Below are 19126 nucleotides of genomic sequence, written 5' to 3' on the forward strand. Positions count from 1 at the left end.
GGCTACGCGGCCCCCGCGCGCTCGCGCGGCGCGTCCGCGAGGAACGCGGCGATCGCCGCGACCGAGGTGAAGGACTCCGGGTCGAGGTCGACGGCGTCGGTGTCGACGCCGTAGCGGTCCTCCAGCCAGGCGATCACCTTGAGCAGGCCGAGGCTGTCGATGACGCCGCCCGCCATGAGGTCGAGGTCGTCGGCCAGCTCGTCGGCGGGCACGTCCGGCAGGAACTCCCGGACGATGAACTCCTTGACGGCCTGGGTGTGACGCATGTCAGTTCTCCTTGGTGAAGTGGGCCGAAGCGACCCGGTCGCGGTCGACCTTGCCGGTGGAGGTCCTGGGCAGCGGAGCGTCGACGATCCGCAGGTCGAAGGGGACGGCCGCGCGGGGCAGCCGGCGGGCGAGATGCCCGCGCAGCGTCAGGCTGGTGAGCTTCGAGCCGGGCGCGCGCCGCACGAGGGCGTGCAGCAGCCGTCCGGCCACCGGGTCGGGCAGCGCCAGGACGGCGGCCTCGGCGACCTCGCCGTGGCCGAGCAGGACGTGCTCCACCTCCTGGGCGTTGACCCGCACCCCGCGCACCTTGACCTGGAAGTCCGTGCGCCCCTCCAGGACGAGGGAGCCGTCCGCCCGCCGGCGGACCAGATCGCCGCTGCGGAAGTAGCGCCGGCCGTCGTCGTGCGCGGGATGCTGCACGAAGGCCGGCGCGCCGGGCGCGCCGCCCAGGTAGCCGCGCGTCTGGAACGGTGTGCGGACGAACAGCTCGCCGGCGCCGGGGCCGTCCAGCAGGGCCCCGCCGTCGGTGACGACGAACGCGTCGGCGCCCGGCAGCGGCCGGCCCAGCGGCAGCGGGCCGCCGCCCGCCGCCTCATCGGCGGACACCTCGTGCACGAAGCTGTCGTTGGTCTCGGTGCACCCGTAGACGCTGTGCAGCCGGGCGCCGGGCAGCAGAGCGGGCAGCCGGGCCAGCAGCGGCCCGGGGACGGCGTCGCCGGTGAACAGGGCGTGCCGCACGGCGGGCAGGCGCTCCCCGGCGGCGTCCGCGGCGTCGGCGAGCAGCCGGAAGAACATGGGCACGGCCTGCACCACCTGCACCCGGTGGCGCAGCAGCAGACCGAGCAGGCGCGGGCCGTCCAGGGCGTGCTCGGGGTCGACGAGGACGACCCGGCCGCCGTGCGCGAGGGTCGCCCACACGTCGAGCAGGCTCAGGTCGAAGTTGAGCGGCGCGTAGTTGAGCACCACCGTGTCCGGGCCGATGCCGAACGCGCCGGCCGCCCAGCCGGTGAACGCGTCGACGGCGTCCGCGCCGAGCGGGACGATCTTCGGCAGCCCGGTGGAGCCGGACGTGGTGAGCAGCAGCGCCGCCCGCCCCTCGCACGACACGGCAGGCACCGGGACGGCAGCTGTTGGGGTGTCCCCGCCGGCAGGCCCGGCGTCCCCGGCGGCAGGCCCGGCGTCCCCGGCGGCGTGCCCGGCGTCCCCGGCGGCGTGCCCGGCGTCCCCGGCGGCGTCCCCGGCGTCCTCGCACGGCCGCAGCACCTCGCCCACCCCGGCCCGCTCGTACAGCCGGCCCAGGGCGTCCTGCCCGAGCGTCGCGGCGGGCAGCAGCACCGGCCGCCGCTCCAGCAGACAGGCCAGCACCAGGGCGATGACCGCGGGCGACTTCACGGCGGGAACGGCCACCGGCGCGTCCCCCGGCAGCCGCGTCAGACGGGCCCGCTCACGCGCGGCACGGTGCAGCAGCGCCCCGTAGCCGATCTCCTCGTCCCGCCACACCAGCGCCGTCGCCCGCGGAGCACGCCGCGCCTGCGCCAGGACGCCGTCGAGCAGCGTACGAGGACGCGCCGTGAGGCCCCCCGGCGTACCGGACACCGTGCCTGCGCTGCCGCTCAAGTCCCCTCCCCGTCACTCGCGTTCCGCACCGTCGGTCCCGATCGTGCTGGCGCGCCCTGGAGCGTCGATGGATTACCGCTGCACCGCACACCCACCGCGCGCACACCCACCGCGCGCACCCGCGTGCGGGCTCCTGCCGCCGCACGCGCGAGGGCCCCGTCACCATCGGTGGTGACGGGGCCCCGGTACGCGTGGTCGTTCAGCCGTCGGTCAGTCGTCGGTCAGTTCCACGAGGGCGTCCGACGGGTTGCTGCGGGGCGGTCCGGACGGCCACCAGCCTTCCGGGCGCAGGCGGTAGGGGTACCACCGTCCGTCCTGTCCCAGGCGCAGCTGGACGCCCTGCTCGGTGGACGTCCAGCGGTTGTCGCGGACCTCCAGCCCGATCAGTTCCTGCGCCTCCCAGCCCGCGCGCAGCGCCGCCCGCGCCCGGGCCGTCTCCTGCGCGGACGGCGACCAGGCGTGCTCCAGCACCGTAAGTCCCGCCGCCCCGCCGGCGCGCCAGGCCGCGGCAGCGCGGTCCAGCTCCCGCGCCGGCCTGCCGCAGCTCTCACGCAGCCGCTCCGCGACTCTGGGATCGGGGTGGACGGCGGCGATGCGCACGGTGTCCTGCCACAGGCCCAGCGGCGGCGCGGGCTCGGCGGCCAGCCCCAGGGCGTACGCCAGCAGGGAGCGGGCCCGTACGGCCGCGTCGGCGACCAGCTGCTCCAGCGGGTCGGCCTCGATGCCGGTGACCGGCTCGCCGGCGCCGGCCGGGGCGGCGGGCAGCGGCGGCGGGGCGGGCAGCGGCGACGCGCTCCGGGCCCACGCGGCCACCGGGTCCACGCCCGGCAGCGGGCCGTCCGCCTCCCCGCCCCCGCCTCCGTTCCCGTCTTCGCCGTCGTCCTCCTGCTCGTCCTCGTCGTCGCTGTCGTCGTCGGCCGCGTCCGTCATGGCCCGCAGCAGCAGCTCGGACTTCAGCTCCTCCACGGCCGCCGCGGCGTCCCTGCCCCGCACGAGCATCAGCAGCCACGGGTCCGTCTCCAGCAGCCACGACACCTGGTAGCACAGGGCCGTGGCATGCGGGCACGGATGGTCCAGCGCGTCGCAGTCGCACTCCGCGTCCAGATCCCCGTAGCCGGGCAGCAGCCCCACCCGGGCGTCCTCCGCCGCCTCGAGGAGGTCCTGCGGGAGCTCACCGGCCAGCAGGGCCCGCGTCTCGGCCGGCCGGTCGGCGGTCTTCTCCCACAGCAGCTCCCACTGCGGCTCCTCCAGCTCCCGCAGCGTCACCACGGTCGTGTACGCGTCCTCGCCCCCGTAGACCTCCGCCGAGATCCGTCCCGGGCTGACGGCGATCGGGCCGATCCGTCCGGTGCGGGCGAAGGCCCGCCCCTTCTTCAGCGGTTCCTCCTCCGGCCAGGTGTCCTCCACGGCCCCCGTCCAGGCCCTGGCCCAGAACGACTGGCCGCGGGCGCGGCCTCCCTTGCGGGCGGCGAACGCGGGAAAGCCCCGGGCCCCGCTGTGCTGTGCTTCGGCCATCACGGGCTCCTCAGCTCGACCAGGGTGGCCAGCTCGTCGTCGGTCAGCTCCGTCAGCGCCTGCTCGCCGGCGCCGAGCACCGCGTCCGCCAGCTGTTTCTTCGACTCCAGCAGCGCGGCGATACGGTCCTCGACGGTGCCCTCGGCGATCAGCCGGTGCACCTGGACGGGCTTGGTCTGGCCGATGCGGTAGGCGCGGTCGGTGGCCTGGGCCTCCACCGCCGGGTTCCACCAGCGGTCGTAGTGCACGACGTGATCGGCGCGGGTCAGGTTCAGGCCGGTGCCCGCGGCCTTCAGCGACAGCAGGAAGACGGGCGCCTGGCCGTCCTGGAAGCGCTGCACCAGCTCCTCGCGCCGGGGCACGGGCGTGCCGCCGTGCAGCAGCTGGGCGACGACGCCGCGTTCGCGCAGATGCCGCTCCAGCAGGCGGGCCATGGCGACGTACTGGGTGAACACGAGCGCGGCCCCGTCCTCGGCGATGATCGTGCCCAGGAGCTCGTCGAGCAGTTCCAGCTTCCCCGAGCGTCCGGTGAGCGCGGTGTCCTGCTCCTTGAGGAACTGGGCGGGGTGGTTGCAGATCTGCTTCAGGCCGGTGAGCAGCTTGAGGACCAGGCCGTTGCGGGCGATGCCCTCGCTGCCGCGGATCTGGGCCATCACCTTGCGCACCTGCGCCTGGTACAGGGCGGACTGCTCGGCGGTGAGGGAGACCGGCCGGTCCGTCTCGGTCTTGGGCGGCAGCTCCGGCGCGATCCCGGGGTCCGACTTGCGGCGGCGCAGCAGGAAGGGACGCACGAGGCCGGCCAGCCGCCGCGCCGTGGACTCCTCCCCGACGCCCCCGACGCCCCCGGTACCCCCGACGCCCCCGGTGCCTCCGGTGCTCTCGGCGTTCTCGGTGCGCTCCGCCTCCACCGGGGCCATCCAGCGGCGGCGGAACTCGCCGTATCCGCCGAGCAGTCCGGGCGTCGTCCAGTCCAGGACCGCCCACAGCTCGGAGAGGCTGTTCTCCACCGGCGTGCCGGTGAGCGCGATCTTCGCGTCGGCGGGGATCAGCCGCAGCGCCTTCGCGGTGCCCGAGTGCGGGTTCTTCACGTGCTGGGCCTCGTCGGCGACGACCATGCTCCAGCGGTGCGCGGCCAGCCGCTCCGCGTCGAGCCGCATCGTGCCGTACGTGGTCAGCACGAACCCGTCGTCCGCGCCGTCCAGGGCGCGGCCCGTGCCGTGGTAGCGGCGCACGGCCGTGCCGGGGGCGAACCTGCCCGCCTCCCGCTGCCAGTTGCCCATCAGCGAGGCCGGGCAGACCACGAGCGTGGGACCGCTGGTGTCCTTGTGCTCCTGGCGCAGCAGATGCAGCGCGATCAGCTGGACGGTCTTGCCCAGTCCCATGTCGTCGGCGAGGCAGCCGCCCAGGCCCAGCGACGTCATCCGCTCCAGCCAGCGCAGTCCGCGCAGCTGGTAGTCGCGCAGCGTGGCGGCGAGCGCGGCGGGCGCGCGGACCGGTTCGCTGCCGCCGTCCGGGTCGGCGAGGCGGGCGCGCAGCGCCAGGAGCCACGCGGTGGGTGCCACCGGCACCTGCTCGGTCCCGGCCCGCGCCTGACCGGTCAGCGCGACGGCGAGGGCCTCGATCGCGGTGAGCGAGCCCACCTTCGGCTCGCGCGCCTTGCGGGCCAGGCCGGCCCCGACCAGGGTCCACTTCCCCCGCAGCCGTACGACGGGCCGCCCGGCGGCGACCTCGGCCCTCTCCCGGTCGCTCAGCGCCTCGCCGTCGAGGTCGAGCCGCCAGCACAGGTCGACGGTGCCGTCGCCGCCGAAGAAGGAACGCATGTCGGCGGGCGGCGCAAGGTCCGCGCCGACGACGGCGTGCGCGGTCAGCGAGCGGTGGGCGTCCTCGGGCCAGAGCACGTCGATGCCGTGGGCGCGCAGCCGGCCGGCGCCGTCGCCCAGCAGGTCGGCGACCTCCCGGTCGGACAGCTCCAGGGCCCGCGGCACGGGCAGCAGCCGCTCCAGCGGCGGCCACACGCTCGCGGCACGGCGCACCGCCAGCACGGTGTCGGCCTGCGCACGCGGCCCCAGCACGTGATCGGCGCTCTCGAACAGCTCACCCGCGTCGAGCGCCGACGTGGGATCGGCCAGACTGACAACCCGCGGCACAACCCGCACCCCAGGCCCCCCACCCGGACCCCGCCCGCCATCACCGGCGTCCGGCCCGCGCCCACCGCCCCCGGCGTCCGGCCCGCGCCCACCGTCCGGGCCGTGCCCGCCGCGCCTGCCGTCCGGGCCCTGCGGGCCGCGCCCGCCGTCCCCGGCGCCCGTCCTGCCGTCCCCGGCGCCCGTGCCGCCGAAGCCCCCGGCGCCCGTGCCGCCGGAGCCCCCGGCACCCGGGCCGTCGTCGTCGCCGGTCTGGGTGAGTTCCACGCGCAGGCAGACCCGGACTCCCGAGTCGAGTCCTGCTGAGATCTCCTCGGCCCAGGCTCGCAACTGGGGTACGTGCTGTGGTTCGACGGCGGCGAAGGCGGCCCGGCCGGTGGCCGCGTGGGCCGCCGGGGTGCGGGGCAGGGTGTCCGCGACGGCGTCCAGGAACTGCCGGACCAGGCCCTCCGGTTCGGCCATCCGCACGGCCGCGCCCCGCCCGCCCGCCAGGGCGCCCGCGTAGGCCTCGGGCGGCGCGGCGCCGGCCAGTTCACGCACCCGCCGCACGTCGTCCAGGTCCAGCGGGCCGGTCCGCCAGGCGTCGTAGCCGCCCGGCGTGACGCCCGGCAGCAGCCGCTCGCGGGCCGCCAGGTGCAGGGCGATCGCCGCCGCCCCGCCCCAGAACGCGGCGGCCGGATGGGCCCCCGAGCCCGGCCTCGCCGCGCGGGCCAGCACCCGCAGCGCGTCGGCGACCGGCAGCCGGACGGCCGCGACGGTGCGGACGACGGGGACGCCGTCCTCGACGGCGACGACGTCCACGGCGTCCACGGCGTCCGTCAGCCCGCCCGCCACCGCCACCGCCGGCGGCCGCTGCGGCCCGTCCGGCGGGTCCCAGAACACCACCGTGCCGGCCCGCGGCGGGTCGGCCGCCTCGAAGAGCACCGCGCACCGTGCGAGACCGTCGGCCTGCGCCCCCGTCACGCCCGTCATCCCTGCCATCTCCCCTGTGGATCCTCTCCGTTCACCGGCGCGGCCGGTCTCAGCGGCCGAGCCGCTGGTAGCGTCGCACGGACAGCGGGAAGAAGACCGCGATAATGATCACCGGCCACACCACGGCCATCACAATGGCCTGATCCGTCGCCCAAGTCCCGGTGTCCCAGCCGGGGTTGCCGAACAGCCGGCGCGCGGCCGTGACCGTCGCCGACAGCGGGTTCCACTCGGACAGCGCGGCGAGCCAGCCCGGCATGGTGTCGGGCGAGACGAAGGCGTTCGACAGGAACCCCAGCGGCCACACCAGGGTCTGCACGGCGGTGACGGCGGCCGTGTCCGTGAAGACCAGCCCCAGGTAGATGCCCACCCACAGCAGGGCGAAGCGCAGCAGCAGAAGCAGGCCGACGGCGCCGAGCGCCGGACCGAACCCGTTGTCCGCGCGCCAGCCGACCGCCAGACCGCACAGGATCATCACCGTCAGACCGAGGACGGAGTTGAGCATGTCGGCGATGCTGCGCCCGGTCACCACCGCCGCGGAGGAGGTGGGCATCGCACGGAACCGGTCGGTGACGCCCTTGGCGGCGTCGCTGATGACGGCCAGCATCGTCACCTCGATGCCGAAGACCATCGTCATGGCGAACATCCCCGGCACCAGGAACTCGCGGTAGTTCCCTCCGCCGGGCACCTGCATCGCCCCGCCGAACAGGTACCCGAACATCAGCACCATCATGATCGGGAAGAGCAGGCCGATGACGACCGGCGCGGGGTTGCGGGCCCAGTGGGCCAGCGAACGCCCGGTCAGGACCCAGGAGTCGGACAGGGCCCAGCGGGCGCCGCCCGTCCCGGCCGCGGGCTGCTGCGTCGTCGCGGCGCTCACACCGTCACCTCGTCCTTGTCCTTGACGTCCTCGGCGTTCCCGGCGTCGGCGTCGGCGCGGGCGCCGTCGGTGCCGGTGAGGTGCAGGAACACCTCGTCCAGGGTGGGGCGGCGCAGCTGGATGTCCTCGGCCGCCACGCCCGCCTGCCCGAGCGCGCGCACCGTCTCGGTCAGGGCGGCGACCCGGTCCTGGACCGGGGCGCCCACGCGCCGGGTCTCCGGGTCGGTGTCGCAGTCCCGGCCGGTGACGCGGCTCAGCACCGCCGCCGCCGTGCCCAGCTCGCCGCTGTCGCGGACCGTGACGTCGATCCGGTCGCCGCCGATCGCCGACTTCAGCTCGTCCGGGCTGCCCTCGGCGATCACCCGCCCGCCCGCGCCGGCCGGCGCGGCGATGACCGAGATCCGGTCGGCGAGCTGGTCCGCCTCGTCCAGGTACTGCGTGGTCAGCAGGACGGTGGTGCCGTCCTCGACCAGCGAACGCACCGCGGCCCACACCTCGTTGCGGCTGCGCGGGTCCAGGCCCGTGGTCGGCTCGTCCAGGAAGAGCACCCGCGGCGCGAGGATCAGGCTGGCCGCGAGGTCCAGCCGCCGCCGCATCCCGCCCGAGTAGTCCTTGACCTGCTTGGCCCCCGTGCCGGCGAGCCCGAACTGCTCCAGCAGCGCGTCCGCGCGCTCGCCCGCCGCCCGCCTGCCCAGGTGGTACAGCCGGCCGAACATCACCAGGTTCTGCCGGCCGCTGAGCACCTCGTCGACCGCCGCGTACTGCCCGAGCAGCCCGATCCTGGCCCGCACCTTCGCGCTGTCGCGGACCACGTCGAAACCGGCGACCTCGGCCCGCCCCCCGTCCAGCCGGGCCAGCGTGGCCAGGATGCGCACCGCGGTCGTCTTGCCCGCGCCGTTGTGGCCGAGCAGCCCGTGCACGGTGCCCTCGGGCACCCGCAGGTCGAACCCGCTCAGGGCCGGGGCGTCGCCGTAGCGCTTGCACAGGTTCTCGGCGAGGATCGCGTGTTCGGATCCCATGGATGTCCTTCCCAGGGTGGACGGCAGGTGCTGAGCAGTGTCGGACGCCCCGCTCGCTCCGCGTTCGAGTCCGGCTCGAGCCGCGGGCGCAAGCGTCTGCGGTGTCAGCGCACGTCCACCGGCCCGGAGGAACACGTGGTCACCTTCATCAACCGGTTCACGCTCACCGGTCCCCCCGACGAGTTCGAGCGGCTCTTCGAGGAGACCTCCGCCTTCTTCCGCGACCGCCCCGGGTTCCTGCGCCACCGGCTGGTGCGCCACACCGAGCAGCCCGCCGCCTACGTCAACATCGCCGACTGGGCCGACGCCGAGTCCTTCCGCGCGGCCGTCGCCCACCCCGGCTTCGCGCCGCACGCCGCCGCGCTGCGCACGCTGGCCACCAGCGAGCCGCACCTGTACGCGCCGGTCCTCGAACGCGAGGCCGCCGCCGCGGACCGCTGAACACCACCGCGGACCGCTGAACACCGCCGCGGACCGGCTGAACACCGCCGCACACCAGACATCGCACGCCGCCGCACACCGCGCGCCGCCGCGCACGGCCGTGTCACGCCCGCTCGGGCGTTCGGCGCGCCGCGCGCCTCAGGCGCCGATGGCGTCGAGCACACCTGGCTGACCTGCTCGGGGTCATCGGACATCGGCGAGTGCCCGCAGCCCTTGAGCGAGAGGTGCCGGGCACCCGGAAGCCGTCGGGCTGCCCTGAGGGCCTGGTGGGGTGGGGTCATCAAATCCCGTGTGCCCCAGCCGACCGTGACCGGGACCGGGACCTCAGGGATGAAGGCCCGCAGCCGGTAGGCGCGCACCGCACGCCGCGTCGGCTCGAAGCCGGGCGAGCGGGCCAGGTTGCGCAGCGCGCCTGCCGCCGCCTCCTCCGGGATCCGCCAGGGCCGGGCGACGAGCTGCCAGAAGGCCACGGTACGCCCGATCGGGTGGCCGGCGATCCAGCCGGGGCGTTCGGCGCAGGCCCGCGCCATGGCATGGGCGACGCGAAGCGAACCAAGAGCGCAGGCGGCTTCAGCACGCGTCCACAACCCGATCGGGGACAGCGCGACGGCGCTGCCGACCGCGCCGATACGCGCCAGTTCCAGCGCGACCGCCCCACCCAGGGAGTTCCTGCAAGATCGACGTCGTACTCGTCCAGGAGCCGCATGATCCCGCCCGGGGGGCACGATGCGAAACCAGGCAGTCCGAAGCTCATCGCCCAGGGCGCCGTGAGGCCAGGGCGGCAAACAGTCCGTAGGAATGCGACCCATAGCTGAAGCCGCCCACAGGCCGTACAACGCGGCGTGACCGCGCGAGGTCCGGCGACCCGCCGGAACAAAGGCGACACAGCCAGCAATGAGAGTAGGTCAGAAGCGGCTTGCCGTAAACCGAAGAGCAGCTCGCGGAGGGGCTCCAGCTGCGCTCATAGGGGAACGGCACGTTGGACATGTTGATGTTGCTGGAATAGGTGGAGCTGCCGTTGCGCGGCCGAGCGCCCCACCCGGAACGTATCCCCGAACGGAGCGCTCGGCACAGACGGCGCACCCGGTCGCTAGCCCGGGACCACCGTGTCGCTCATGCTCGGCTTCCCCTCACCCGACGCGTTCCAGGCGCAGACCAGGATCACGTACTCGTGACCCGCCGTGACCCCCGTGATCCTGGCGGAGCGGGCGGAGGCCGGGTAGCCGATGATCCGGGAGTGGTTCATCGGGGTGCTCTTGTCGTACACCCACACCGCGTACCGGACGATCGAGCCGCTGTGCGAGTCGGTCGGCGCCGACCAGCGCACGTCGATCGAGCCCGCGCCGGCCGTCGCGGTGAGCCCCGGCGGCCGCCCCGCCGTCGTCGGCGCCGCCTTGCCCCGGACCGCCGAGGACCACGAGGAACGGTTGGCCGCGCCGTCACCGGCGACCGCGCGGACCCGCACCTCGTAGGTGTGGCCGTCGTAGGGCTGGTCGGTGAACTGCCATGACATGTCGTAGCGCGGGGCGCTCACGCCGGGCACCACGTCCTGCCAGTCCGCGTTCGAGTCGGTGGTGACGTCACGCCACTGAACGTCGTAGGTGTGCGCGCCGAAGACCTTGTCCCAGGTGGCGGTGACGCCCTGCTGGGTGCCGTCGAACTTCATGCCGGACGGCGTGGCGAGCGACCGGCCGGGTGCGCTGTCCGGTACGTCGGGCGCGGCGGCGCCGATGCCGAACTCCTTGTGCAGCACGGTGCCGAACGCCTGGGCGATGCGGTACTCGCCGAGGGCGTTGGGGTGCAGCCCGTCGTAGGTGGTGGCGCAGGTCGTCGCCTTGGGGTCGCAGCCCATCGCCTTGTCCAGGTCGGCCAGCTCCACCGGCGAGGCGCTGGTGCTCCAGCCGGGGGCCGCCTTGGCGAGGGCGGCGTTGTAGTCGCTGATGCGCTGGGGGAGGCCGGGGTTCGCGTCGCCCAGGGTGGTCCGCTGGGGGACGTTGGCCAGGACGATCCGCACGTCCGGGTTGACCGCCCGCGCGTTGTCCACGAACTTCTTCATGGTGCCGACCAGATCGGCGCCCGCCCCGTACCAGCCGATGTCGTTGAAGCCCAGCTCGACCAGGAGCAGGTCGGGCGTCCGGCCCTTGGCCTTCAGCTCCTGCATCACCGGCTTGATGGTCGGCACGGTCCGGGTCAGTGAACGGCCCCAGAGGGCGTAGTGAGCCGAGCCGCCGGCGGAGAACCCGGCATTCACTTCGGCGGCGTACTCGCCCTGGACGCGCGGGTCGCCCGGACCTGGCTCCGCGGGCTGGCCATCGACGCTCTCGCCCAGCACCGGCGGCCGCGGCGGCTGCGCGTCGGCCTGCTGCACGGTGCCCCGGTACGGTCCGACGAAGGTGACCGGCCACTTCTTGCTCCTGGCCCAGTCCCACAGCCGGTAGCGCCAGGTGAGGTCGCCCTCGTACCCGTGGCTGAGGGAATCGCCGACCACCATGACGTCGCGGATGTCGGTGTGCGTCACGGAGTTGCGGGCGATGATCTCGTCGATGAGCTTGCCGCCGGGGAAGTCCATCATCATGACGCCCATGCGGTCCAGGTCGGACCGCCCGCCGAACCGGTCGTCGCGTCCGGCGTAGAACTCCGGGCACCGGTCCTTCTCGGCGCGCAGACACTGGATGAGGAAGTTGTTCACACCGGTCGCCGTCGGGGTGCCGCCCGCCACCGTGTAGGGGTGGACGCCGACTCCGAAGCCGCTGGCGTAGTTCAGATACAGCGCGTCCTGCTCGTACTCGTGGTCCTTCTCACCGGGGCGGCTGCCGTCCCACGTGCCGTTGGTCCGGCGCAGGTGCGCGCGGACCTTCTCCCACTTGTCGTCGATGTCGCTGATGGTGGACAGCTCGAAGTCGTCCTGCACGTACTCCTCGTTGGAGCCGCCGGACGGGTAGGGCTGCTCGAGCCCGTAGCCGCCGAAGATGCCGCCGCCGGTGTTCCGGTAGCCGAGGAGCACGACCTTGCCGCGTACCTCGCCGAGCGTCGGGACGCGGCTCGACTGGCTCTCGCCGGTGACCGAGGGGCCCCAGAACAGGTCGCGCCAGGCGGTCGACGGGTTGCTCTCGTTACCGTCCCCGGTGTATGAGCGGCCGTTCAGGTAGGAGTCGAAGATCTTCTTGCGCCACTTGTCGGTCCCGAATCCGTCGGCGTCCTTGCAGGAGAAGGTGGAGCCGGTGCACTCCGCCTTCAGGTTCATCAGGACGGTTTCGCCGGGGTGGTCGCTCAGGAAGTCGTGGGTGGCCTTCAGTACGTCGGTGAAGTTGGCGTACTGATAGGTGGCGCCGTGGTGGACGGTGAACTTCAGCCCCTCGTCCCCCTTGTCGACCCGGACCCGGATGTCGAGCGCCCGGATGCCGGCGTCGAACTGGGTGGTCAGGGTCTTCGCGCTGAAGCCGTGGTTCTCCTGCGTCTGGGTGATGCTGGTGACGATGCCCGAGCACTGGCCCGTGCCCGGGTCCGGTGTGTTCCCGCAGAGCGCGAGGCTGTCATGGGTGCCGGGCACCGAGAGCCAGGCGAGGTTGGTCCCGTCCGGGACGCGTGACATCCAGTCGACGTTGGCCGCGGAGGCTTCGGTGATGCTGCTGTAGTAGTCGTTCGCCCGGGCGGGGGCGGCGGAGAGGAAGACGCCGGAGACGGACAGCAGCAGGGCGAGGAGCACACCGAGCACGGTGCTTCTCGCCACCATCGCCGGCCGGCGCATCAGGGCTCTTCGGGACGAGCGGGTCTGGCGTATGACGGTGATCATTTCCATCCTGGGGCGGATCGGTCGGTCGACTGGAGGACCGCGCGTGCGCGCGCGAGTCGTCCGGCGAGATGTGTGATGATCCCCTTGTCGGGCTCGCCGGTTGGTGATCGCAGCCTGCCCGGGACGTCCGTCCCGGGCCAGCCCGGACGGCCGTCCCGGGACGCTGGGACGTTCCGCATCCCCTGACCAGGCGGAATGCGGCCGCAGGGGACACGGGGTGGGACGTATGGGTGGGGTGGGGACGGTGAGGGACGCCGATACGGCGGCCGGGCTGGGCGAGATGCTGCGCTCGCTGAAGGAGCGCGCGGGCCTCAGCTACGGCGCTCTCGCGGGCCGGCTGCACCTGAGTACCTCGACGTTGCACCGCTATTGCACCGGTGACTCGGTGCCGGCCGAGTTCGCCCCGGTCGAACGCTTCGGCCGGATCTGCCGGGCGGACCCCGAGGAACTGCTGGAGCTGCACCGGCGATGGGCGGTGGCGGACGAGGCGCGGCGCGGGAGGGGGGCGAGCCCGTCGGAGGGTGCGGAGGTGCCGGTGCCCGCGCCGGTACCGGTCGTCCAGAGTCCGCCGACTGTCGCGGAGCCGACGCCGCGAGCCCGCCAACTCGTCTCGCGGTACGTCCTGCTGGGGGCCGCCGTGGTCGCCCTCAGCACCTCCGGAGCGCTGGCCATCGACCGGTTCCGCGCCGAGTCGGTACCGGACCTGACGGTCCCGGCCATCATGGTGCCCGACCCGTCGATCGAGGAGGTCGGGGCGGCCGGAGGGAACGTCCCCCTCTCGGCGGCCGTCGTCCCGTCCGACGACGACTGCCCCCGGACGGACGGCACTCGGACCCGTCCCACGACGTTCCGCCTGAAGGTGCGAAGCACGGCAGAGGGCCCCGTGACCATGACCGCCATGGACGTCCGGGTACTGTCCGCCGAAGCCCCGCCCGCCGAAGTCACCTACGCGGACTGCCAAGGCACAGACGCACAGCACCCGTTCGCCGTGGACCTGGACGCCCCCGAGCCCCGGGCCGTGAGCCCGAGGCGCGGCTTCCCGTACGAGGCGTCCGCCGGGACCCCCACGGTCCTGGACGTCACCGCGCACACGTCGAAGAGCGAGGTGCGCTGGTACCTGGAACTGAGATGGACCCAGGGCCCCCGCTCGGGCACGCTACGGATCGACGACGGCGGTCACCCGTTCCGCACCGGAGCGGTGAAGTAGCGCCGCCCCCTCTCAGGTCCGCATCGCCAGGTACTGCCACCCGCCCCAAGTGCTCACGTCGTCATGTCAGGGGCGGTCTTGCCGGACCGCCCCTCCAACGAATGACACCGAGAACTGTCTGCGCGGTGATGAAGGCAGCCTCCCCGCGTGATCGACGACCTTGCCGACGCGAACCGGGACCGTGAACTCGACGACCTCTTCCTGCGCATCGGCCACCGGTTTCGGCCGGGCCGACCTGCGACGCCGCATGCGTGACTACGTCCGCGCCCTGCTCGGCCCGGTCGGCCGCAAGAACGGCTGGCAACTGGCTGAACACGCCAGCCGTGGTTGACCGCGTCGTACATCGCCCCGTGCCCTCGCCGGTGCTCGGCCGTGAGCGTCAACTCGACCAGCGACGTCACCGGGCCGTCCGAGCACAGCACCGCGTCGGTGAGCTCGAAGAGCGCATCCGCCCGCGTGTAGAGGCAGTCGTAGAACTGGACACGAAAGTGGGACAGGACACCCAACGCGGCATCAGCGGGCTGTTCAGGGGCGAGACGCTTCACCAGCGGCCGTTCCTTCACGCGACGTTGCTCGACACCTCGAAGCGTGGAGAACGGCCGCCCTGCTGTCCCGAGACGAACCAAGATCAGCGGGTCAGGTGAACGGCCGAGGTTAAAAACGCCAAGCTCAGCGGGCCGCCCGCACCGACAGCGCGTGGCGGAAGACGTCACGCGGATCCCACGTCGCCTTGACCGCCTGGAGCCGGCGGTAGTTGTCCCCGTAGTACAGCTCGTGCCACGGCACGCCGGAGGTGTTCCACCTGGGGTCGGCCATGTCGACGTCGGGGAAGTTGATGAAGCAGCCCTCGCTGCGCTCGCCCGGCGCCGGCACCCCGCCGGTGTCCCGGTAGACGCCCGCGTACAGCCGGCGCAGCCAGTCCACGTTCGCCGCGTCGTGGGCGGGGTCCTGCCAGGTGTTCATGAACAGCGCCTTCATCACCGAACCGCGGTGCGCGGACGCCGTCGCCCCCGGCCGGACCGTGTTGACCCGCCCGCCGTACGACTGCAGGGACACCGAGCTGGACTCGTTGGTGTGCTCCGTGCTGCCCAGGAAGTCGTACAGGACGTCGATCTGCCCGTCGGTGAACGCCCGCCGCAGATGCGCCGACTTGATCTTCTGGCGGCCGGTCTCGGTGTCCTGCGCGGCGGCCAGCTCCTCCACCGACGCCAGCCACGGCAGCGTCTGCGGCGGCGGAGCGTAGGCCTCGACGCCCACCCCGGCGCCGACGGCGTCGATGTGGTCCTGGAGCAGACGCGGGGCGTCGGGCAGGGTCGCGTCCAGGTGGGTGAAGGCGATGGCGGCCAGCCCCTGGTCGTTGTGTCCCTGGTGGCCCAGCAGCACCAGACCGCTGAACAGCCCGGCGTAGGGGGAGCTGGGGCCGCTGTGGCGCTCGTGCCAGCGCCCGTGGTTGCCCACCAGCGTGCGCATCGCGTTCCTGGTCATGCCCTCGCGCGGGAACATGACGCCGGCGGTGAGCACACTGGCGTGCGGGCGGGGCAGCGCCGCGCGGGGGTCGGCGCCCCGGGCGGACGGCGAACGGAACCAGTAGCGGGTGACGACCCCGAAGTTGCCGCCGCCGCCCCCGGTGTGGGCCCACCACAGCTCCCGGTGGGGATCGCGGGCGTCCCGGGTGGCGACGACCGCACGGGCCCGGCCGAAGGCGTCGACGACGACCACCTCGACGGCCAGCAGATGGTCGCTGGAGACGCCGTGCCGGCGCGACAGGGCGCCGTAGCCGCCGCCCTGCACATGGCCGCCGACGCCGACGGTCGCGCTGGCGCCGCCCGGCAGGGTCACGCCCCAGCCGTAGTACAGCCGGCGGTAGAGGTCCATGAGACGGACGCCGGCCCCGACCTCGAAGGCGCCGCGCGCCGCGTCCCAGCGGACGGTGTCCATCGCGCTCAGGTCGATGACCCGGCGCACGGACGCCTCGCCCACGAAGTTCTCGTAGCAGTGGCCGCCGCTGCGCACCGTGACGCGCTTGCCGTCCCGCACGGCCTCGCGCACGGCCCGCACCACCTGCTCGGTGGAGGCCGCCAGCAGGAAGGACTCGGGGCGGGCGGAGAACCGCTTGTTGCTGCCGCGCACGGCGAGGTCCGCGTAGCGCGGGTCCGCCGGGCCCACCTCGACCGGACCCGCCCCGGCGGCGGCCTCGGCGGCGGCCGCAGAAGCGGGGGCGGCGGGGGCGGCCGCTGCGGTGCCGGCGGTGCCGGCGGCGGCTGCGGCGGCGAGGGTCCCCGTGACGAAGCGCCTGCGGTTCGGGACAGTCATCGTCGCCCCGCTCAGACCGCCGTGCGCTCGGAGAGCGCCCGGTTGACCAGTTCGAGGTACTTGCGCGGCGTCTCGGCCTCGTCGACGGCCTCCTCGTCCAGGAGCACGTCGAAGTCCCGCTCGATGCGCCCGGTGGTCTGGAGCACCGCCAGCGAGTCGTAACCGAGTTCGGCGAACGGGACGTCCAGGATGTCGCCGTCCAGATCGACGCCTTCCTCCTCGCCGGCGCACTCGCGCAACAGGACCGTCAGATCGGTCAGTTCGAGCCGGTTCACGGCATACCTCTTTCTTCGGTTCTCGGTTCTCTTCGGTGGGGGAGGGGTGCGCCGGGCGCGGTCAGGCGCGGACGACGACGGCGGAGTTGAAGCCGCCGCGCCCGCGCGCCAGCACCAGCGCGGTCCGCAGCTCGACACCGCGGCGCGGCGCGCCGGTCACGAGGTCCAGGGGGCAGTCCGGCGCCGGGGCGCGGGTGCCGGTCGTGGGCGGGATCACCTGGTCCCGCAGCGACAGCAGGGCGGCGGCCAGGTCCAGCGAGCCGCCGCCGGCGGCGAGCCGGCCCGTCATGCTCTTCGGCGCGGTCACCGGCACCCCGCGCTCCCCGAACAGCTCGCTGATCGCGCGGGCCTCGGCGCGGTCGGCCGCTCGTTCGCCGGCGCCGTCGGCGAAGACCACGTCCACCTGGTCGGGCCGCACCCCGGCGTCGGCCAGGGCCAGCTCGGCCGCCGCGGCCAGCCGCGGGCCCCCGCCCGTGTGCGGGGCCGGATCGAAGGCGGACGCGTACCCGGCGACCGTCGCGTACACCCGGGCGCCGCGGGCGGCGGCCGCGCCGGCGTCCTCCAGGATCAGCAGGGCACCGCCCTCGCCGGGGACGTAGCCGTCCGCGTCCGCGGAGAACGGCAGGAAGGCGCCGGCGGGGTCGTCGCTGACGCTGATGCGCCCCTCGGCCAGGTGCGCCGCCCACGCCCACGGGCACAGGGCGGAGTCGACCGCGCCGGTGACGACGAGCGAGGCGCCCCTGCGCAGCTGGCGGCGGGCCTGGCCCACCGCGTCGAGGCCGCCCGCCTGCTCGGACACCAGCACCCCGCTGGCGCCGCGCAGACCGTGCCGGATGGAGATCTGGCCGGTGTTGACCGCGTAGAACCAGGCGAAGGACTGATACGCGCTGACATGCTGGCTGCCCTTGCTCCACAGCGCCTGCAACTCGCGCTGCCCGAACTCGAAGCCGCCCGCGGAACTCGCGGTGACCGCGCCCGCCGCGTACTCGGGCAGCGCGGACGCCTCGACGCCGGCGTCGGCAAGGGCCTCCTCGGCGGCCACCAGCGACAGCCGGGTCACCTGGTCGGTCTGCGCCAGCAGCCGGCTGGGCACACGGTCCTCGGCGACGAAGCCGGGCACCTCGCCCGCGAGCCGGGCCGGATAGCCGGAGGCGTCGAAACGGGTCAGCGGGCGGATGCCGCTCTCGCCGCGCAGCACCGCGGCCCACCAGGCCGTCGCGCCGAGCCCGTTGGGGGCCGCGACGCCGATGCCGGTGACCACGGCGCGGGTGCGCCCCGGTGCGGCGGCCGGGCGCTCACCGGGGCGGTCGAGGAGGGACGTGCCGGTCATGCGCTCACTCCCAGGTGCGGGCGGGTCAGGACCATGGCGCTCTGGAAGCCGCCGAAGCCGCTGCCCACGGTGAGGACCGTGTCGGTCCGCTGCTCGCGGGCCACGAGCGGCGTGTAGTCCAGGTCGCAGGCGGGGTCGGGCTCGTGCAGGTTGGCCGTCGGCGGCACGACGCCGTACTCGACGGCCAGCGCGCTGGCCGCCACTTCGAGGGACCCGATCGCGCCGAGCGAGTGCCCGATCATCGACTTGATGGAGCTGACGGGGATCTCGTGGGCGCGGGCGCCGAGACTGCGCTTGAACGCGGCCGTCTCGTGCCGGTCGTTCTGCTTGGTGCCCGAGCCGTGGGCGTTGACGTAGTCCACGGCGCCGGCGTCCAGGCGGGCCTCGTCCAGGGCGGCGGTGATGGCCTCGGCCATCTCCTTGCCGTCCGTGCGCAGACCGGTCATGTGGTAGGCGTTGCTGCGGCTGGCGAAGCCCGCGATCTCGGCGTACACGTGCGCGCCGCGGCGGCGGGCGTGCTCCAGCTCCTCCAGGACCAGCACCGCCGACCCCTCGCCGAGCACGAACCCGTTGCGGGTGCGGTCGAAGGGCCGCGAGGCCGTCTCCGGCTCGTCGTTGCGCGGCGAGGTGGCCTTGATCGCGTCGAAGCAGGCGAGGGTGATGGGGGAGATCGGCGCCTCGGTGGCCCCGGTGACCATGACCTCCGCGCTGCCCTCGCGGATCAGCTCGACCGCGTGGCCGACGGAGTCCAGGCCCGAGGTGCAGCCCGTGGACACCAGCGAGACCGGCCCCTGCGCGCCGACCGTGTGGGCGACCTCGACCGCCAGCGAGCTGGGCACGAAATAGTCGAAGAGATGGCCCACGGCCCGCGTGTGGTCGACGAGCCAGTGCGCGCCGTGCTCGCTGACCGCCGCGTACTCCACGTCCAGACCGGTGGTGCAGCCGACCGCGCTGCCGAGCGTGACCCCGGTGCGCGACGGGTCTATCAGCCCCTCCAGCCCGCTGTCGGCCAGCGCCTCGCGGGCGCTGACCACCGCGAACTGCGCCGCGCGGTCGAGGCGTTCGGCCTCGGCCGCGGTGAACCCGTGCGCCTCGGGCTCGAAGTCCACCTCCGCGGCGATCCGCGAACGGAACCCGGCCGGGTCGAACAGGGTGATGCCACGGGTGGCCGTCCGGCCCGCGGTGAGCACCGACCAGAACTCCTTGGTACCCACACCGCCCGGGGCGACCACTCCGATACCGGTGATCACGACCCGTCTCATCGGCTGTCCCTCACAGTCGTCCTCCAGGTGTCACGACGGCGGTGCGGGGCGGGCGTCAGCCGGTCGGCGACCCGACCACCCCATCGACGGTCCG

The 19126-nt window shown here is 74.0% G+C and carries 13 protein-coding genes and 3 pseudogenes; 2 read left to right on the top strand and 14 right to left on the bottom strand.

What is annotated here, in order from left to right; all coding sequences use genetic code 11:
- Positions 1–2: 2 nt before the first annotated feature.
- The 6 genes from ACFYX4_RS21960 to ACFYX4_RS21985 form a co-directional block, all read right to left on the bottom strand.
- Positions 3–266 (bottom strand): acyl carrier protein, encoded by a 264-nt coding sequence (locus tag ACFYX4_RS21960; RefSeq protein WP_389335674.1) that lies wholly within the window; start codon positions 264–266, stop codon positions 3–5.
- Position 267: 1 nt separating this feature from the next.
- Entirely contained in the window at positions 268–1884 is a 1617-nt protein-coding gene (locus ACFYX4_RS21965) for an AMP-binding protein (protein WP_389335677.1), read from the bottom strand.
- 210 nt (positions 1885–2094) lie between these two features.
- A complete protein-coding gene (locus ACFYX4_RS21970) occupies positions 2095–3399 on the bottom strand; it encodes a hypothetical protein (RefSeq protein WP_389335680.1) in 1305 nt (434 codons plus the stop codon).
- Complete coding sequence (locus ACFYX4_RS21975) at positions 3399–6515, bottom strand: DEAD/DEAH box helicase (protein ID WP_389335940.1); 3117 nt, start codon at positions 6513–6515, stop codon at positions 3399–3401. Before ACFYX4_RS21975 ends, ACFYX4_RS21970 begins: the two co-directional genes overlap by 1 nt.
- Positions 6516–6564: 49 nt before the next feature.
- Positions 6565–7392: an ABC transporter permease gene (locus tag ACFYX4_RS21980; RefSeq protein ID WP_389335683.1), complete on the bottom strand. Its 828-nt coding sequence runs from the start codon at positions 7390–7392 to the stop codon at positions 6565–6567.
- On the bottom strand, positions 7389–8411 hold the full coding sequence (locus ACFYX4_RS21985) for an ATP-binding cassette domain-containing protein (protein WP_389335686.1): 1023 nt from the start codon (positions 8409–8411) through the stop codon (positions 7389–7391). Before ACFYX4_RS21985 ends, ACFYX4_RS21980 begins: the two co-directional genes overlap by 4 nt.
- 135 nt (positions 8412–8546) lie before the next feature.
- Here ACFYX4_RS21985 and ACFYX4_RS21990 point away from each other — a divergent pair, with 135 nt between their 5' ends.
- Positions 8547–8852: an antibiotic biosynthesis monooxygenase family protein gene (locus ACFYX4_RS21990; protein ID WP_389335689.1), complete on the top strand. Its 306-nt coding sequence runs from the start codon at positions 8547–8549 to the stop codon at positions 8850–8852.
- A 224-nt stretch (positions 8853–9076) separates the two neighbouring features.
- On the opposite strand, the pseudogene ACFYX4_RS21995 reads toward ACFYX4_RS21990, so the two are convergent.
- The 3 genes and pseudogenes from ACFYX4_RS21995 to ACFYX4_RS22005 all read right to left on the bottom strand — a co-directional run.
- Positions 9077–9514, bottom strand: a pseudogene (locus ACFYX4_RS21995) (alpha/beta fold hydrolase); the annotation flags it as partial.
- Positions 9499–9609: pseudogene (locus ACFYX4_RS22000) on the bottom strand (bifunctional 5,10-methylene-tetrahydrofolate dehydrogenase/5,10-methylene-tetrahydrofolate cyclohydrolase); the annotation flags it as partial. The pseudogenes ACFYX4_RS21995 and ACFYX4_RS22000, both read right to left, overlap by 16 nt.
- A gap of 333 nt (positions 9610–9942) precedes the next feature.
- Entirely contained in the window at positions 9943–12645 is a 2703-nt protein-coding gene (locus tag ACFYX4_RS22005) for a phosphatidylinositol-specific phospholipase C domain-containing protein (RefSeq protein ID WP_389335692.1), read from the bottom strand.
- A 244-nt stretch (positions 12646–12889) separates the two neighbouring features.
- On the opposite strand from ACFYX4_RS22005, the gene ACFYX4_RS22010 reads away from it, so the two are divergent.
- Positions 12890–13852: a helix-turn-helix domain-containing protein gene (locus ACFYX4_RS22010; RefSeq protein WP_389335695.1), complete on the top strand. Its 963-nt coding sequence runs from the start codon at positions 12890–12892 to the stop codon at positions 13850–13852.
- A gap of 320 nt (positions 13853–14172) precedes the next feature.
- Here the strand turns inward: ACFYX4_RS22010 and ACFYX4_RS22015 are convergent.
- The 5 genes and pseudogenes from ACFYX4_RS22015 to ACFYX4_RS22035 form a co-directional block, all read right to left on the bottom strand.
- Positions 14173–14358: pseudogene (locus ACFYX4_RS22015) on the bottom strand (transposase); the annotation flags it as partial.
- A gap of 163 nt (positions 14359–14521) precedes the next feature.
- Positions 14522–16165 carry an FAD-binding oxidoreductase gene (locus ACFYX4_RS22020; RefSeq protein WP_389335698.1) on the bottom strand — a complete coding sequence of 548 codons (1644 nt, stop codon included), beginning with the start codon at positions 16163–16165 and terminating at the stop codon, positions 14522–14524.
- Positions 16166–16176: 11 nt separating this feature from the next.
- On the bottom strand, positions 16177–16440 hold the full coding sequence (locus tag ACFYX4_RS22025; protein WP_389335701.1) for an acyl carrier protein: 264 nt from the start codon (positions 16438–16440) through the stop codon (positions 16177–16179).
- Positions 16441–16501: 61 nt separating this feature from the next.
- Positions 16502–17770 carry a ketosynthase chain-length factor gene (locus tag ACFYX4_RS22030; RefSeq protein ID WP_389335704.1) on the bottom strand — a complete coding sequence of 423 codons (1269 nt, stop codon included), beginning with the start codon at positions 17768–17770 and terminating at the stop codon, positions 16502–16504.
- Positions 17767–19032, bottom strand: a complete 1266-nt coding sequence (locus ACFYX4_RS22035) for a beta-ketoacyl-[acyl-carrier-protein] synthase family protein (RefSeq protein WP_389335707.1) — start codon at positions 19030–19032, stop codon at positions 17767–17769. The genes ACFYX4_RS22030 and ACFYX4_RS22035 overlap by 4 nt, the downstream gene beginning before the upstream one ends.
- Positions 19033–19126: the final 94 nt, after the last annotated feature.

The sequence above is a fragment of the Streptomyces sp. NPDC002328 genome, assembly GCF_042890065.1.
GTDB lineage: Bacteria > Actinomycetota > Actinomycetes > Streptomycetales > Streptomycetaceae > Streptomyces.

Excerpts from the sequence above, each read along its gene's own strand:
- ACFYX4_RS21960 (WP_389335674.1), bottom strand. The coding sequence starts at position 266 with ATGCGTCACACCCAGGCCGTCAAGGAGTTCATCGTCCGGGAGTTCCTG.
- ACFYX4_RS21970 (WP_389335680.1), bottom strand. The coding sequence starts at position 3,399 with ATGGCCGAAGCACAGCACAGCGGGGCCCGGGGCTTTCCCGCGTTCGCC.
- ACFYX4_RS21975 (WP_389335940.1), bottom strand. The coding sequence starts at position 6,515 with ATGACGGGCGTGACGGGGGCGCAGGCCGACGGTCTCGCACGGTGCGCG.
- ACFYX4_RS21985 (WP_389335686.1), bottom strand. The coding sequence starts at position 8,411 with ATGGGATCCGAACACGCGATCCTCGCCGAGAACCTGTGCAAGCGCTAC.
- ACFYX4_RS22005 (WP_389335692.1), bottom strand. The coding sequence starts at position 12,645 with ATGATCACCGTCATACGCCAGACCCGCTCGTCCCGAAGAGCCCTGATG.
- ACFYX4_RS22020 (WP_389335698.1), bottom strand. The coding sequence starts at position 16,165 with ATGACTGTCCCGAACCGCAGGCGCTTCGTCACGGGGACCCTCGCCGCC.
- ACFYX4_RS22030 (WP_389335704.1), bottom strand. The coding sequence starts at position 17,770 with ATGACCGGCACGTCCCTCCTCGACCGCCCCGGTGAGCGCCCGGCCGCC.
- ACFYX4_RS22035 (WP_389335707.1), bottom strand. The coding sequence starts at position 19,032 with ATGAGACGGGTCGTGATCACCGGTATCGGAGTGGTCGCCCCGGGCGGT.